Genomic DNA, 14,968 nt, shown 5'->3' with positions numbered 1-14,968 from the left:
ATCCCGCAGCGTGGCATACACGGCTGCGCCTTCGGCGCATCCAGGTCCTCCCCGGCACGGGGAGGGGGACCACCCGCTGCACTACCGCTTGCGGTAGGGGAAGCACGAAGGGGCGGGTGGTGGAGGGGCCGGCGCGACGTTCTCCGACAGCGAACCCCCGACCCCGTCATTGCGAGGAGCGAAGCGACGCGGCAATCCAGAGCAGCACTGCACACCCTTGGATTACTCCCCCCGGCGCAAGCCCGGGGTCGCAACGACGCCATGACAAGATCGTGTAGCATCCACCAGCGGACCATGCGATGCCACCGCCCGCCGGGGCCCTAGAACGGCTTGGTGCGGATGTTGAGCTGCCCTGCCAGTCCGGCAATGCGGTGGATGGCGATGGCCTGATAGCTGGCCGAGGTCACCATCGCCTGCATCGCCGCCAGCGACGGATATTCGGCCAGCGCGACCATGTCCCAATTCTCCTCGACCGCGCCGATCATCAGGCCGGTCACCGCCCCGGCGTAGCGCGACCGCGCGCCGACCTTGGCGAGCTCGGCCTGCACCGCGGCACCGTAGCGGGCATAGGCTTCGGCGCCGGTCAGATGCGCGTCGCGGCCATCGGGGTAGTCGGCCTGCGCCTTGAACTTGAGCAGGTTGATCATGACGAAGGGGCCGTCGTCGGGCCCGGAAAAGAAGGCCGCGAGCTGTTCCGGCGATGGCGTGACCGCATTGGTGACCTGCATTGGCTCAGCCTTTCGTCGCTGCGATGTGGGAAAGGATCAGGCCGACAAGCTGCTCGGGCTGGTCTTCCTGGCAGAAATGATGCGCCTCGATGCGGCAGTGCGGCTGCCCCTGCGCGCCCGGGATGCGGCGCTGGATTTCGGCGTCGAGATGGCCGAGCACCCGGTCCTGGTTGCCGAAGCAGGTCAGCACCGGCTTGTCGAACCGCTCCAGCACCGTCCACGCCGCACGATTCTCTTCGACCGAGGGGTGCCCGGGGGTGATCGGCACCAGTGTCGGAAACTGCAGCGCGCCAGCCTGATAGCGTTCGTCGGGGAAGGGCGCGTCATAGGCGGCGATCTCGGCGTCGCTCAGCGCGCGGTTGCAGGCGCCATCGACAATCCGCCCGGTCTTGAACTGCGGCGTGGACTGGCTGAACGCATGCCAGGCGTCGAAGCCGGGGCCGATATTCTCTCCCACCGGCAGATAGGTGTTGGAGATGACCAGCCGGGCAAACCGCTCCGGAAAGGCCGCGACCAGCCTCAGCCCGATCAGCCCGCCCCAATCCTGGCAGAACAGCGTGATATCCTTGAGGTCCAGCCCGGTCAGCCAGTCGCTCATCCAGGCGACGTGCCGCTCATAGCTATAGTCGTCGCGCGCACCCGGCTTGTCGGATTTGCCGAAGCCGATCAGGTCAGGGGCGAGCACGCGATGCCCGGCGGCCACCAGCGGCGGGATGAACTTGCGATAGAGGTAGGACCAGGTCGGCTCGCCATGCATCAGCAGGATCGGCGCGGCATCGCGCGGCCCCTCGTCGAGATAATGCAGCCGCAAGCTCGGCCCGCCCCCGGCGCTGACCTCGGCATGGTTGGGGGCATAGGGATAGTCGGTCAGGCCGGCAAAGGCCGACTCCGGGGTTCTCATCACGATCATTTCGGCGCTACCTCCAATATCGCTTGGACAAAGCCTTGCGGGTCGTTTTCCTGAATGAAATGGCCGCCCTTCAGCGTCCGGTGCGGCTGCCCCTTGGTGCCGGGGACGCGGCCGATGAAGCGGCTCTCGCCGCCGCGGGTGACCGGATCGCCATCGCTGAAGCAGCACAGGAAGGGCTTGTCCCATTGCTCCAGCACCGCCCAGGCGCGTTTCTGGTCGGGGATGGCGACATTATTCTCGAACGGCACGAAACTGGGGAAGATGCGCGCCCCCGCCTTGTAGCGGCTGTCGGGGAAGGGGGCGTCATAGGCGGCGATTTCGGCTGCGCTCAGCGCGCGCTGCGCCCCGGCGTTGACGATGCGGCCGATCGGGAACAGCGGGCTCCATTTGGAAAAGGCGCGCCATATGGCAAAGGCGCGCGGCGGCTCGCCGCCCTCGGGCAGTCCGCCGTTGGACAGCGCCACCGCGGCAAAGCGGTCGGGCATCGCCGCGACCAGCCTCAGGCCGATCAGCGAGCCCCAGTCCTGGCAGGCGAGCGTCATCCCCGACAGGTCGAGCGCCTCGATCCACTGCTGCATCCAGCCGACATGCCGGGCGTAGCTGTAATCGCTCTTGCGGGCCGGCTTGTCGGACTTGCCGAAGCCGATCAGGTCGGGCGCGACGACACGATAGCCGGCGGCGACGACCGGGCCGATCATGTGGCGGTAGAGGTAGCACCAGCTCGGCTCGCCATGCATCATCAGCACCACCGGCGCATCGCGCGGCCCCTCGTCGATGTAATGGACACGCAGGCGGGTGCCGTCTTCGGCATCGGTAATCGTCAGATACTGGGCTGCGAAGGGAAAGTCGTCGATCGCGGCAAAGGCTTCGTCCGGCGTGCGCAAGACCTGCATGGGTTCAGCTCCTTGGTGGCGGCTGGTGCAGCGCGCCAGCCTGGTCTTTCATTGTCTTGCTGCGCCGGCGGCGGGTGCCGGCCGGCCCGGGTCGATCAGGCGGATGCCGATATGATCGGTGCCCAGACCGCGCTCCTGGAACTGCCGGGCAGCGGGGCGATAGCGGGCGCAATAATTGGCGGCGCACAGATAGCTGCCGCCCTTGATGACATTGCGCTCGGGGTCGATGGCATCGGCGGTCCATTCCCAGACATTGCCGATCAGGTCATGGACGCCATTGCTGTCGGCGGGAAAGCAGCCGACCGGCGCTTTCGAGGCAAAGCCGTCCAGTCCCAGGTCGCGGGCGGGAAACACGCCCTGGTAATAGTTGGCGCGCGGCGTGCCATCGGCGCCGACCGGCTCGCGCGCATCGGCCCCGCCGGAGCGGGCCGCGGCTTCCCATTGCGCCTCGCTCGGCAGCGTCTTGCCCGCCCAGCGGGCATAGGCCAGCGCATCTTCATAGGCGATCTGGACCACCGGCTCGCGGTCCCTCCCCCTTATCGCGGTGCGCGGGCCTGAGGGGTGGCGCCACTCGGCCCCCGGCACCCATGTCCACCAGCGCGGATCGGCGGCGGTCGGCACGGTGAAGACGGCGGATCCGGGCAGGCGCATTTCGGGCTGCGCGCCCGGCAGCACCGGCGGATCGCGCTCGGCCATCGTCACATAGCCGGTTGCCGCGACAAAGGCGGCGAATTGCGCGTTTGTCACCTCGGTCCGCGCGATCCAGAAGCCCGGCACGGTCACCTCGCGCGGCGGCCCCTCCTCCGGATAGCGCGCATTCGCGCCCAGGGTGAAGGTGGAGGCGGGAATCCACGCATAGCCATCGCCGGCTGGCGCGGTGCAGGCGCGCGCGATCCTTTCCGCAGGGTCGCTGGCGGTGCCGCCGCAGCTTACGAGACCAGACAGCGCCAGTCCGCCCAGCAACAGCGCGGCGGCGCGACGCATCGTCAGAGTGCCATGCTCGGCCGCTGCGCCATCGCGCTGCGCCAGCTGGCGATGTTGGCGTGGCTCTCGACCGGCTTCACCTTGAGGATGCGCGCGAAATCGACCGCGACCACGGCGGTGATGTCGGCCAGCGTGAAACTGTCGCCTGCGACATGGCCATGCTCTGCCAGCTGCGCGTCGAGCGTGTCGACAAAGGCCAGCAGCCGCGCCCTGCCACGTGTCGCCAGTTCGGGGATCTGCGCATAGTCGACCGGCCCGGTCAGCGCGCGGTCCTTCATCGCCGGGCTGCTGTTCCTGAAACCCTCGGCAATCGCCATGAAGCCCTCGAACTCGACCCGGGCGTTCCAGCTGGCGACCGCGGCCTTTTCCAGCGGCGTGCGGCCCAGCAGCGGCGGTTCGGGAAAGGCGGCCTCGGCCCAGGCCGCGATGCCGGCATTGTCGGTCAGCACCGTGCCATCGTCCAGCTTGAGCGCCGGCACGGTGAGGCGCGGGTTGATCGCGGCAAAGGCCGCGCCCCGCTGCTCGCCCGACGCCAGATCGACCTGCAACACCTCATGCGGCACCCCCTTTTCGGCGAGCAGGATGCGGGCGCGGCGCGGGCTGGGGGCGGTGGCGCAGTCGTAGAAGATGATCGGCATGGGCAGCCCTTGGTCAGAGATAGGGTGGAAATGCCCACCGGGACGCGTTGCAAACATATGGCACTGGCAATGTCAATAGTGTCGGCACGTCCTGCGTCATCTTCCCGGCGCGCGGCCGGGCGCTCACGGCAGGCCTTTTAGGATATCCTCGACCAGCCGCTCGAGCACCGCCGCCGCCCGCGCTGCCGGCAGGCCCTGGTCGTGGCGCATCACCCGCCAGCTCTGGAAGGACAGGGCGACGCACAGTGCCTCCACGCCGATCTCGTCGATCTTGACCTCGGCGGGCAGCAGCCGGGTGATGAGGTCGCGCTCCAGCCGGGTGATGCGCGCATATTCGTCCATCAGAAAGCCGGACTGGTAGCGCTTGATGTTGGCTGAGATGCGATAGGGCAGGATCGATTCGAACACCCGCGTGCGCCGCGACACCAGGTCGCGGATGTTGGCGCGCCAGTCGCTCTCCTCATAGGGCGCGGTGACGATCGGCATCACCCGCGCCGCGATCGTCTCCGACATTTCGCGATAGAGGGAATCCATGTCGTCGAAGTGCCGGAACACCGTGCGCAGGCCCACCCCGGCCTCGTCGGCGACCCGCGCCGCGCTCGGCTGCACATCGCCGCGCTCGACCAGATCGAGCATCGCCGCGACAATGCGTGCACGCGACGATCTGCTGCGCTCGCGCCGGCCATCGGCGCGCTTGGTGCCCGGCGGCACGGATGGATCGTCGATCGTTTCTGACATGGGCCTGTGCTGGCGAAGCGCACGCCTGCGGTCAACCGTCTGCTGATTGGCGATGTCGCTTGTCATGCCGGCGATATTATGACACGGATCGTGCCATAATGTGTAGGGGAGAGTGCGGGGCGTGTCATTTGATCGCGGGTGTGTAGCCAGAAGCAGCGCCATGCTGCTCGCGCCGTTGCTGCTGGTCGCGCCCGCCGTGGCGCAGCAGGGGGAGGTGCGCGCCGCCTGCATGGCGGACATCCAGCGCCTGTGCCCGACCCAGCTTGCCAGCCTCGACCGCCCGGGCATCCGCGCCTGCCTGCGTGACCGCTACGCCGAGGCATCGGAGGGCTGCCGCACCGCGCTCCGCGCGATGATGCAGCGCAATCGCCAGCCGTCAGGCGGCGACGCGCAGCCCAAGGGGTGAACGGCGTGGCCGCATGGATGCCCTGGGTTGCCGCGCTGGCGCTCTATCTCGGCTTCCGGCTGTTCTACGATGGCGTCGGCCGCCGCCTGAGCGCTGCAGAAATCGACGCCTTCGTCGCCCATGTCGGCCCGCGCGCCGGGGCGACCGGCAATGACCTCGCCGTGCTGCGCGCCTTTCTGGAGGCCGATGACGGGCGCGAATTCATCATGTGCAATCTGGTCCGCACCCGCGACGGACAGGTGACCGATCCGGACAGCGGAGAAACCGCCAGCGGACAGGAATGGCTGCGCCGCTATTCCGACCCGTTCGTACGCGCGCTGATGCGGCGCGGCGGCCACCCGGTCTATGTCGGGCGCAAGGTCGGCGGCTATGTCGATGCATGGAATGCCGCGCCCGATCCCGGTTGGACGCTGCTCGGCACGATGCGCTACCGCAGCAGGCGGGACATGGTGGCGCTGGTAATGGACCCGGCCTTCCACGCCGCCCACCCCGCCAAACTGCTCGGCATCGACGCCACCTTTTCCTTCCCGACCCAGCGGATGATCGCCTTCTACGCCAGCCCGCGCGTCACCGTCGGGCTGGCCCTCGCACTCGTTGCAGCGCTATGCCACATTGCCCTTCTGACCATCGGGAGAGGCATATGATCACGCGGCTGAAAGTGAAGCAAAAGGCGTTCGAGACGGCGGAGATCGCCACCGCGCCGGTGCCGGACCTCGCCGAGGGGCAAGTGCTGGCGCGGATCGAGCGCTTCGCGCTGACCGCCAACAACATCACCTACGCCGTCGCCGGGGACATGATCGGCTACTGGAAATTCTTCCCGGAGGATGACGCCGAATGGGGCATGGTGCCGGTGTGGGGCTTTGCCGAGGTAGAGGCAAGTCGTCACCCGGAGGTGCCGGTGGGCACCCGCGTCTATGGCTATCTGCCGATGGCTTCGCATGTCGTGCTGGCGCCATCGCGGGTGTCGGCGCGCGGCTTTACCGATGCCTCGCCCCACCGCGCCGCCCTGCCTGCCGTCTACAACCAGTATCAGCGCACCAATGACGATCCTCCCGCGCTCGCCGACGCCGCGGACTGGCGCTGCCTGCTCTTCCCGCTGCTGTTCACCGGCTATGTCATCGGGGACTATGTTGCGGACAATGGCGGCTTCGGCGCGCATCAGGTGCTGATCGGCAGCGCGTCGTCCAAGACCGGCATCGGCGCGGCACATCATGTGAAGACGCTGGCCGAGGCGCCGGTGGCGGTGATCGGCCTGACCAGCCCTGGCAATGTCGCCTTCTGCGAGGCGCTCGGCATCTACGATCGGGTTGTGCCCTATGCCGACGTCGAGACGCTCGACGCTGCAGCGCCGACGGTGTTCATCGACATGGCCGGAGACGGAGGGCTGACGACACGGCTGCACCATCATTTCGGCATGAACATGAAGGCGAGTATCGGCGTCGGCCTCACCCATTGGCAGGCAGGCCGTCCGCCGGAGGGGCTGCCCGGGGCCAGGCCCGAATTCTTCTTCGCACCGGCACAGATCGCCAAGCGGCAGGCCGACTGGGGTCCAGGCGTGCTCGACCAGCGCATGCTCGCCGCCAACCTCGCCTTCCTGCCGGTGATGGCACAGCATTTGCGCATCGAGCGGGGCGAGGGCGCCGAGGCTGTGAAGGCGGCGTATGAATCGATGGTCAGCGGCCAGACCGCACCGGATGTCGGGGTGGTGCTGTCCTTCGGGTAAACGGGGTGTCGGGTTGTTTTCGGTTTCTCGCAGAGGCGCAGAGGAAGCAGAGACCGCAGAGAAGGGGATTGTGCCGCGAAGCGGCTGTTGGAACCGCTGGCTGCAGAGCTGTCGCAGAGACATGTAGCGGCTCTGCCGCGAACAGATCCACTCTGCGGTCTCTGCTTCCTCTGCGCCTCTGCGAGAAACGCAGTGAGGGCACCGGGTTGCCGGTAAGCGACAGCCCCCAGTCAGGAGTGAGGCATTGAAAAAGCGCTGGATCATATTGGGGGTAGTCGCCGCGTTGGCCGCCACAGGGGGTGTGCTGCGGGTGTTCTTCCCCGGGCAAGTCGTGGCCTGGGCGGCAAAACAGGGCATTCCCGGCATGATCGGCGAATGGCGTAACCCGATTGCGCCGAACCGGCCCGTCGCCTGGCAGCAGGGCCCGGCCACCGCCCCGGCCGGAGAACGCCCGCCCAACATCATCCTGATCGTCGCCGACGATCTTGGCATCAATGACATCACTCTCAACGGCGGCGGGGTCGCAGGCGGGCTGGTGCCGACGCCGAACATCGACCGCCTCGCGCGCGAAGGCGCGGACTTCACCAGCGGCTATGCCGGCAACGCCACCTGTTCGCCCAGCCGTGCGGCGATGATGACCGGGCGCTACCCGACCCGCTTCGGCTTCGAATTCACCGGCATCCCGCCCAGCTTTGCGGCTACCGTCGGCCATGCCGATGCACGCGGGCCGCATCCGGTGATCTTCCGCGATGACCTCAACGTCAATGTCATCCCCAGCCAGCGCATGGGCGTGCCGTCGGAAGAAATCACCATTGCCGAGGCGCTGAAGGCCCGCGGCTATCGCACGCTGCATCTCGGCAAATGGCATCTGGGGGAGGCCGATGACCTTGGCCCGCACGCGCAGGGCTTCGATGAATCGCTCGGCATGCGCGCTGGCGGCGGCATGTTCCTGCCCGAAGATTCGCCCGATACGGTCAACGCCAAGCTGCCCTGGGATCCCATCGACAGCTTCCTGTGGCCCAACCTCCCCTATGCGGTTCAGTATAACAACGATCAGCGGATGGAGCCGGTCGGCCATGTCACCGACTATCTGACCGACAATGCCATCGCCGCGATCAGCGCTAACAAGAACCGGCCCTTCTTCCTCTACCTCGCCTACAATGCGCCGCACACGCCGCTGCAGGCGACCCGCGAAGATTATGACGCACTGCCGCGGATCGCCGATCACACGACCCGGGTCTATGCCGCGATGATCCGCCAGCTCGACCGGCGCATCGGCGATCTGATGGCGCATCTCAAGCGCGAGGGGCTCGACGAGAATACGCTGGTGGTGTTCACCAGCGACAATGGCGGTGCCTGGTATACCGGCATCGAGGGTCTGAATGCGCCGTATCGCGGCTGGAAGGCGACCTTCTTCGAAGGCGGCATCCGCGTGCCTCTGTTCATGCGCTGGCCGGGACATATCGCACCGGGCACACGGCCTGCAGCACCCGCCAGCCATCTCGACATGTTCGCGACCTTCGCGGCGGTCAGCGGCGCGACCATGCCGTCGGACCGGGCGATGGATTCGGTCAACCTGCTCGGTGGCGTGGTGCCCGGCCTCGCCCCCAATCCCCGGCCTGCGCCCCTGTTCTGGCGCTCGGGCGATTATCGGGCAGTGCGCAGCGGCGACTGGAAACTGTCGATCGGGCGGGGCTCCGCGACAGCATGGCTTTACAATCTCGCCGACGACCCGACCGAGCAACGCAATCTCGCCAGCACCATGCCCGGCAAGGTCGCCGAGCTGCGCGCGCTGATCGAGGCCCAGAACCGCGGCCTCCCGCCGCCGCTTTGGCCCGGCCTCGTCGAAGCCCCGATCCGTATCGACGTGCCGCTCAACGCGCCGTGGCGCGAAGGGCAGGAGTGGGTGTACTGGACGAATTAAGGTTGGGTAAGATCAGTTCTTGTCGTCATTGCGAGCGCAGCGAAGCAATCTAGGGCGGTTGACGCCGACTCTGGATTGCTTCGCTGCGCTCGCAATGACGGCGACGGTTCGACGGTTTCACGCCTCATCCCCGCAGCATCGCGTCCACTGCCCAGATGCGGTCCTGGCCCCACACCGCCTCGTTGCCGACGCGGAAGCTCGGGACGCCCCACAGGCCGAGCTCGAGCAACTCGTTGCGGTTGGCCTCCGCTTCGGCGCGCCAGTCATCATTGCCGATGATGGTCTGCGCCTCGCGCCACGGCAGTCCGGCGGCGGTGACGATGCGTTTCATGCCGCTGTCCGATCCGGCATCCACGCCCTGCGACCAGACCGCGCGCAGGAAGGCGGTGGCGAATTCCAGCCCGCGTCCCTGGTCCCTTGCCCATGGCAGCAGCGAATAGCCGCGCTCGACCGGCCGCCCCACCGGATCGGCGACCTTGCCAAAGGGGATGCCCAGCCGCCTTGCTTCGCGCGCGGTGTCGAGCGTGATGTAGCGGCGCTTCTCCTTGGGCACCGGCAGGCTGCGCATGACCATCGGCAGCACGAAGCGCAATGCGAGCCTCGCACCATGTGCCTCGGCAAGCGTGGCGATGCGTGGTGCGGACAGCCAGGTGTATGGGCTGCGGAAGCTCAGATACCAGTGGATGGTCTCGGTCGACGGCGCGGCGGCCGGACCGGCCAGGTCCGGCGGCGGTGCATAGAGCGGCGCATCCCCCTCATCGCGGCGCAGCCCGAGCGCGGCCAGCCGTGCCTCCAGATAATGCAGCCGGTCGATGCCCCAATAGGTCTCGCCGCCATAGTGGAGCACGCCGCCCAGATAATGGCCGCAGGCGGTGCGATGCGCATTGCCGGCCGCGACATCGGCGCCATCGAGCGCCGCAGGCAGTGCGACCGGATCAGGCGACAGGCCGGTGCGTGCTGCCAGCAGTGCCACATCGCGCGCCGACCAGCCTGCCAGCCGCGGCCGGTCCGGCGCGGCAGAATCGTCGGGCGGACCGACCCGCCACCAGGCGAGCTCGACAGCATAGCGCGCGGCGAAGGCCGGCAGCAGTTGCAGCAACAGGTGCGAATAGGGGTCGGCGGGATCGATGAAGACATCGACCAGATGCGGCGCCCCGGCCTTGCGGCGCGCCGCCTCCGCATCGCGCCGCCGCCTGTCGAGCGCGGCTTCGCTTGTCCACCAGTTGGCGGCGCGGGATGTAACGGCGGTTTTGAGCGACATCGCAAGCCCTCGCATGATTATGGCATGGACTGTGCCATAATCATGCGAGGGTCAATGGATACTGGCGCTAGAGCAGGAAATCGCCGCCGGTCAGGGCAAAATTGCCCTGCACGCGGATCAGCACATCGGCGATGCCGTCGCCGTTGGTGTCGCCATAGATATAGGTCTCGGTACCAACCACGTCGTAGCGCAATTGGCCAGCGACATTGCTGAAGGCGGCAGTGCCGATAAAGTTGAACGACGAGGCCGCATTGCCTGCAACCGCGTCGATCGCGCTCAGGTCGATGCGGTCGCCGCTGGCAAAATCCATGATGCGGTCCGCAGTCGCCAGCGTCGCGCCGCTGTCGCCATCGTCGAAGACGAAGCGGTCGGTGCCGGCGCCGCCATAGAGCAGATCGCGCCCGCTGCCGCCGGTGAGCACGTCGTTGCCGGCCTCGCCATAGAGCGTGTCGTCATTGGCGCCGCCAGCGATGATGTCGTTGTCCAGTCCGCCATAGAGCAGGTCGTTACCGGTCCCGCCGGCTAGCTGGTCGTCGCCGGCTTCGCCGAACAGCCGATCGATGCCACCGTCGCCATTGAGTATGTCGTTGCCGCCGCGACCGTAGATGATGTCTGCGCCGTCTCCGCCATTGACCGTGTCGACAGCGTTGCTGCTACCGCCCGAATAATTATTGTCGAGCGCGTTCATTGTGACGGTGACATTGCCACCCGACGTATTCGAGACATTCTCGATGTCCGCCGCAGTCGTGTAGGTGATCGCGGCAGCGATTTCGACCGTGTCGGTTCCCGCACCGCCGTTTGCGACATCGCCGCTATTCTCGACCACCAGCGTGTCGTTGCCATTGCCGCCGTTCATTATGTCGTTGCCGGCATTGCCTGTCAGCAAATCGTTGCCCTCGCCGCCATTCAGCGTGTCCGCGCCGTTGCCGCCATAGAGGGAGTCATTGCCATTGCCGCCATTGAGCGTGTCATCGCCATCGCGACCCTTGAGGAGGTCATCGAGCGCGCCGCCGGTTATCTGGTTGTTTGCGGCGCTGCCGAACCCGCGGAATGCGGCGGCACCTGTGTAGACGAGATTTTCGGTGTCGTCGGCAAGGGTGAAGGTCGCGGCAGAGACATTGACCGTGTCGATGCCTGCTCCGCCGATCACGACATCGGCGCTGTCATCGGCAAAGAATGTGTCGTTGCCGTTGCCGCCATTCATTGTGTCGACGCCGGTGCCGCCGTCGATCCGGTCGTCGCCGCCGTTGCCGACCAGGAAGTCGTTGCCGCCGTTGCCGTTGATGACATCGCTCTGGTTGGCGCCATAATAGTTGTCGGCCGCAGCGGTACCGTTGAGCGCCAAGGCCGGAAAATCGTTGATCGTCAGCGTAGTGGTAGCGGTGCCGGTGCGATCGCCGACGATACTGGAGTTGCCGTCATCCACGACTGCCCGACCGCGCAGATCGGGAAGCGCGAAGGTGGTTCGGCCATCACCGCCGAAGGTGGTCCCGAACAGCGAGAACAAGGCCTGGTTCTGTTGGATGCTCAGCAGTTGCCCGGCGGCCGGGGCATAGCCGGACGGGACGTAATCCCCGGCGAACATGATGATTTCACCCAACGTCGGCGGATCGCCGAGGCCGCCGAATAGGCCGCCGCCATCGCGGTTCGGATAGACACCGCTTAGCGCCACCAGAAAAGTGATTCCCAGCGATGGCCCGTAATTGTTGATCGGCGTTGCAGATCCGCCCATTTCGACGGGTAGGTTGGCGGTGGTCAATGTCACTTGCTCGTTGCCGAACACCTGGCCGACTGTCACGCCGTTGCCGTTGCCGACCGGGGTGCGCCCCCGCAAATCCGGCAAAGCGAACGTCTCGACGCCATCGCCGCCATAGGTCGTGCCGATCACGGCGAACAAGGTGTCATATTCCGCGATTGGCAGCAGGCGGCCATCGCACAGCAACATGCCATTTGGCTCGAAATTGCCGGCAAAGGCGGTGATCTGGCCAATCAGACCGATGCTGTCCGAGTTGCTCGTGGGCGAGGGGAAGATGCCGAACGGGTTGATGTAGAAATTGATGGTTTGCGATTCTTCTGCGGTCGGCACTGCGCTGCCACTGCCGCCGCGGACTGCGGGCAGGTTGGACTGCAGCAGCGTGATGGCGTCACTGCCATCGAACTCACCGATCGTCGTCGGAGACAGGCCCGGTCCCTGGCCGCTCGACACGGCCACTCTTCCACCCAGATTGGGGAGCCCGAAATTGGTGTTACCATTGCCGCCGTACCAGGTGCCGAGTATCGAAAACAGCGCGGTATTCTGCGCTATCGACAATAGGGACCCGCCCGTATCGGCTGTTCCGCCGGGCGCAAAGTTCGTACCGAATAGGCGGATATGCCCGATGCCCTGATCGAAAGAATTGCCCTCGCGGATCGGGTAGCTGCCATTCAGCATGACGACGTAGCGAAGCGTGAGCGCTGGTTGCGCGGTGTTGATCGGCATGAACTTCCCCCCCCGAGAGCGGCGGGCCGCAGCCCGCTTGGCGCGTAGGTTTAGCGGAGCGAAACGAAATGGCTAGAGTAGTTTATCGGCTGTTTGCCATAATCCGCGTGCCATAGCGGGAAGCCGGTCGTAGATGCGGCGTCGGAAGGAACCATCGCAGGTTCAGCCGGTTTGGGCTATCATGTCCAAACCGTCATGATCGAGGACCACGCCATGCACCTTTCCATCGCCATTGCTCTTGCAGCAACCACCTTGACCCTTGGCTCTGCCGCATCGGCGCAGACCAAGCTGCCGCAATCCCAGTCGGCCGTCACGGCACAGGAGCAGGCGCGCACGCAGGAATTGAACCGGCTGCAGGCAGAGGCCGCCCGCGCACAGCAGAACGCCAATGTCCGCGGCCAACAGCAATATCAGGCCGAAGTCGACCAGTTCCAGGCGGACAATGCCGCCAACGCCGCGGCGCGTGCCGCCTATGAGGCGGAACTCGCGGCGAACCGACAGGCCCGCGCCGACTATGAGGCCGCCTACGCCCGTTGGCAGGCCGATGTCGCAGCGTGCACCGCCGGCGATTACAGCCGCTGCCAATCGACCGCTCCTGCGCCAAAATAGCAAAATGTCGAAAAATTGATCTGGGGGCGTGACGTACGTCACGCTACCTTCCGGTTCAAACTCGGCAAACAGAGGTCATCGGCGGGTCGCACCGCCGCACACAGCTTACAAAGTCACCACACCGCCTGTGGCGACCCATTGGCGCGGCCGGACCCGAGACCGGCCGCGCCAGTGCGGCTTTTGGCGTCCGGAAAACGGACTTTCCCCAACCTATCCATGCCCGCGACCGGGCACCGCCGGTGGCTTGTCGCGCCACCCGCCGCGCCAATACGCCACACCGGCCAGCAGCATCGACGCTCCCATGCCGATGGGGAAGCTCCACCAGATCGCGTCGGCGCCGAGCATTGGGTAAAGCAGGTAATAGGTCCCCAGCCGCACCGGATAGAGGGTCACGCACAGGATCAGCAGCGGGGCTAGCACGGCGCCGTTGGCGCGCATCGTGCTGAACAGCACCATCGTCACCCCGAACATCAGGAAGGAGCCGGTGGCGATGAACTGGATGTGGCGGGCGATGTCGACCGCCGGGCTGTCTCCGCCCAGGAACAGCGCCAGCACCGGCCGGTCGAACGCGAGCAGCAGCGCGATCAGCGCGCCGGTCAGCGCGAGGTTGACGACGATGCCGGAGCGGGTGATGCGCTCGACCCGGCTCCATTGGCCCGCGCCAATATTCTGCGCAGCCATCGCGCTGACCGCGGCGGCGACGGCCAGTGCCGGCATCTGCACATAGGCCCATAGCTGCATCGTCGCGCCATAGGCGGCGGCGGTGTTGAGGCCTTCCAGATTGACCAGCCCCGACATGATCAGGCTGGCGGCCGCGATGACGATCATCTGCGCGCCCATTGGCAGCCCCTTTCGCACCAGATAGCCGAGATCGGCGAGCGCCGGGCGCAGATAGGCAAGCTCCGCCCCGCGCAGCCGCAGCGGCAGGTCCTTCCAGTAGATGTAGGCGACCAGCGCGATCAGGCTGATCGTCCCCGCCGCGACTGTCGCCAGCGCCGAGCCGGCAATGCCCAGCCGCGGAAACGGCCCGAGGCCAAGGATAAGCACCGGATTGAGCAGGATGTCGATGCCCACCGACAGCAGCATGAAGCGCAGCGGCGTCACGCTGTCCCCCACGCCACGCAGCCCCATCATCACCATGACGCTGAGCATTGACGCCGGAATGGCGACGAAGGTGACGCGCAGATAGGCGAGCGCCAGCGCATAGGCTTCTGCCGGGGTTGCCAATGCGGTCAGGATCGCGGGCGCGGCCAGCCAGCCGACCAGCCCCGTCAGCACCGCGATGATGCCGAGGAAACCGAGCGCGCTGCCGAAGGCGCGGCGGGCCGCGTCGATGTCGCGCCGCCCCATCGCCTGGCCGATCATCACCGTGGCCGCCATGCCGAACCCGAACACGGCGGCGAAGGCCAGGAACATGATGGTGTTGGCGTTGGCGGTGGCCGCAACCGCGCTTTCGCCCAGAAATCGGCCGACCCAGATGGTGTTGATCGAGCCGTTGAGCGATTGCAGGATGTTCGAGCCGAGCGTCGGCAGGGCAAACAGGATCAGCGTTTTGGTGATCGGACCGGAGGTGAGGTCTTGGCCATTGCGACCCGGCCTCTGCTTCGACATGCGCGGATTGCCGGGGGCGGTCTCGGGCGTATGCGCCGCAGCCGGCAGTTCCGGTCCTGCCGGA

Annotated in this window: 14 protein-coding genes; 5 read left to right on the top strand and 9 right to left on the bottom strand. The window is 66.6% G+C overall.

What is annotated here, in order from left to right; translation table 11 throughout:
- Positions 1 to 320: 320 nt before the first annotated feature.
- The 6 genes from AC0QC4_RS14845 to AC0QC4_RS14820 all read right to left on the bottom strand — a co-directional run bounded on the left by AC0QC4_RS14845 (position 321) and on the right by AC0QC4_RS14820 (position 4,891).
- A complete protein-coding gene (locus AC0QC4_RS14845) occupies positions 321 to 728 on the bottom strand; it encodes a DUF1330 domain-containing protein (RefSeq protein ID WP_483660686.1) in 408 nt (135 codons plus the stop codon).
- 4 nt (positions 729 to 732) lie between these two features.
- Positions 733 to 1,629, bottom strand: coding sequence for a haloalkane dehalogenase (locus AC0QC4_RS14840; RefSeq protein WP_483660693.1), 897 nt, complete (start codon positions 1,627 to 1,629; stop codon positions 733 to 735).
- Between the two features lie 5 nt (positions 1,630 to 1,634).
- Positions 1,635 to 2,531, bottom strand: coding sequence for a haloalkane dehalogenase (locus AC0QC4_RS14835; RefSeq protein ID WP_483660685.1), 897 nt, complete (start codon positions 2,529 to 2,531; stop codon positions 1,635 to 1,637).
- A gap of 48 nt (positions 2,532 to 2,579) precedes the next feature.
- Positions 2,580 to 3,515 (bottom strand): formylglycine-generating enzyme family protein, encoded by a 936-nt coding sequence (locus AC0QC4_RS14830; RefSeq protein ID WP_483660684.1) that lies wholly within the window; start codon positions 3,513 to 3,515, stop codon positions 2,580 to 2,582.
- Between the two features lie 2 nt (positions 3,516 to 3,517).
- A complete protein-coding gene (locus AC0QC4_RS14825; protein WP_483660683.1) occupies positions 3,518 to 4,153 on the bottom strand; it encodes a glutathione S-transferase in 636 nt (211 codons plus the stop codon).
- 123 nt (positions 4,154 to 4,276) lie between these two features.
- Entirely contained in the window at positions 4,277 to 4,891 is a 615-nt protein-coding gene (locus AC0QC4_RS14820) for a TetR/AcrR family transcriptional regulator (RefSeq protein WP_483660682.1), read from the bottom strand.
- Positions 4,892 to 5,051: 160 nt separating this feature from the next.
- Here AC0QC4_RS14820 and AC0QC4_RS14815 point away from each other — a divergent pair, with 160 nt between their 5' ends.
- The 4 genes from AC0QC4_RS14815 (at position 5,052) to AC0QC4_RS14800 (ending at position 8,944) form a co-directional block, all read left to right on the top strand.
- Positions 5,052 to 5,297: a hypothetical protein gene (locus AC0QC4_RS14815; RefSeq protein WP_483660681.1), complete on the top strand. Its 246-nt coding sequence runs from the start codon at positions 5,052 to 5,054 to the stop codon at positions 5,295 to 5,297.
- A 5-nt stretch (positions 5,298 to 5,302) separates the two neighbouring features.
- Positions 5,303 to 5,941: a hypothetical protein gene (locus AC0QC4_RS14810; protein ID WP_483660680.1), complete on the top strand. Its 639-nt coding sequence runs from the start codon at positions 5,303 to 5,305 to the stop codon at positions 5,939 to 5,941.
- A complete protein-coding gene (locus AC0QC4_RS14805; RefSeq protein ID WP_483660679.1) occupies positions 5,938 to 7,020 on the top strand; it encodes a DUF2855 family protein in 1,083 nt (360 codons plus the stop codon). The genes AC0QC4_RS14810 and AC0QC4_RS14805 overlap by 4 nt, the downstream gene beginning before the upstream one ends.
- A 244-nt stretch (positions 7,021 to 7,264) precedes the next feature.
- Complete coding sequence (locus AC0QC4_RS14800) at positions 7,265 to 8,944, top strand: sulfatase-like hydrolase/transferase (protein ID WP_483660678.1); 1,680 nt, start codon at positions 7,265 to 7,267, stop codon at positions 8,942 to 8,944.
- A 124-nt stretch (positions 8,945 to 9,068) separates the two neighbouring features.
- Here the strand turns inward: AC0QC4_RS14800 and AC0QC4_RS14795 are convergent, their stop codons facing one another.
- Both AC0QC4_RS14795 and AC0QC4_RS14790 read right to left on the bottom strand, forming a co-directional pair.
- A complete protein-coding gene (locus tag AC0QC4_RS14795) occupies positions 9,069 to 10,205 on the bottom strand; it encodes a DsbA family protein (RefSeq protein WP_483660677.1) in 1,137 nt (378 codons plus the stop codon).
- A gap of 67 nt (positions 10,206 to 10,272) precedes the next feature.
- Positions 10,273 to 12,684: a tail fiber protein gene (locus tag AC0QC4_RS14790; RefSeq protein ID WP_483660676.1), complete on the bottom strand. Its 2,412-nt coding sequence runs from the start codon at positions 12,682 to 12,684 to the stop codon at positions 10,273 to 10,275.
- 195 nt (positions 12,685 to 12,879) lie between these two features.
- Here AC0QC4_RS14790 and AC0QC4_RS14785 point away from each other — a divergent pair, with 195 nt between their 5' ends.
- Entirely contained in the window at positions 12,880 to 13,293 is a 414-nt protein-coding gene (locus AC0QC4_RS14785; protein ID WP_483660675.1) for a hypothetical protein, read from the top strand.
- A gap of 210 nt (positions 13,294 to 13,503) precedes the next feature.
- Here the strand turns inward: AC0QC4_RS14785 and AC0QC4_RS14780 are convergent, their stop codons facing one another.
- Entirely contained in the window at positions 13,504 to 14,904 is a 1,401-nt protein-coding gene (locus AC0QC4_RS14780; protein WP_483660692.1) for an MATE family efflux transporter, read from the bottom strand.
- Positions 14,905 to 14,968 lie beyond the last annotated feature (64 nt).

It is taken from the genome of Sphingomonas sp. jy18, assembly GCF_056931895.1.
The sequence above is the reverse complement of the archived record's forward strand: the minus strand, read 5'-3'. Positions and strand labels throughout refer to the sequence as shown.

Excerpts from the sequence above, each read along its gene's own strand:
- AC0QC4_RS14780 (WP_483660692.1), bottom strand. The coding sequence starts at position 14,904 with ATGTCGAAGCAGAGGCCGGGTCGCAATGGCCAAGACCTCACCTCCGGT.
- AC0QC4_RS14805 (WP_483660679.1), top strand. The coding sequence starts at position 5,938 with ATGATCACGCGGCTGAAAGTGAAGCAAAAGGCGTTCGAGACGGCGGAG.
- AC0QC4_RS14825 (WP_483660683.1), bottom strand. The coding sequence starts at position 4,153 with ATGCCGATCATCTTCTACGACTGCGCCACCGCCCCCAGCCCGCGCCGC.
- AC0QC4_RS14820 (WP_483660682.1), bottom strand. The coding sequence starts at position 4,891 with ATGTCAGAAACGATCGACGATCCATCCGTGCCGCCGGGCACCAAGCGC.
- AC0QC4_RS14830 (WP_483660684.1), bottom strand. The coding sequence starts at position 3,515 with ATGCGTCGCGCCGCCGCGCTGTTGCTGGGCGGACTGGCGCTGTCTGGT.
- AC0QC4_RS14815 (WP_483660681.1), top strand. The coding sequence starts at position 5,052 with ATGCTGCTCGCGCCGTTGCTGCTGGTCGCGCCCGCCGTGGCGCAGCAG.
- AC0QC4_RS14845 (WP_483660686.1), bottom strand. The coding sequence starts at position 728 with ATGCAGGTCACCAATGCGGTCACGCCATCGCCGGAACAGCTCGCGGCC.
- AC0QC4_RS14790 (WP_483660676.1), bottom strand. The coding sequence starts at position 12,684 with ATGCCGATCAACACCGCGCAACCAGCGCTCACGCTTCGCTACGTCGTC.
- AC0QC4_RS14795 (WP_483660677.1), bottom strand. The coding sequence starts at position 10,205 with ATGTCGCTCAAAACCGCCGTTACATCCCGCGCCGCCAACTGGTGGACA.
- AC0QC4_RS14835 (WP_483660685.1), bottom strand. The coding sequence starts at position 2,531 with ATGCAGGTCTTGCGCACGCCGGACGAAGCCTTTGCCGCGATCGACGAC.
- AC0QC4_RS14840 (WP_483660693.1), bottom strand. The coding sequence starts at position 1,629 with ATGAGAACCCCGGAGTCGGCCTTTGCCGGCCTGACCGACTATCCCTAT.
- AC0QC4_RS14785 (WP_483660675.1), top strand. The coding sequence starts at position 12,880 with ATGATCGAGGACCACGCCATGCACCTTTCCATCGCCATTGCTCTTGCA.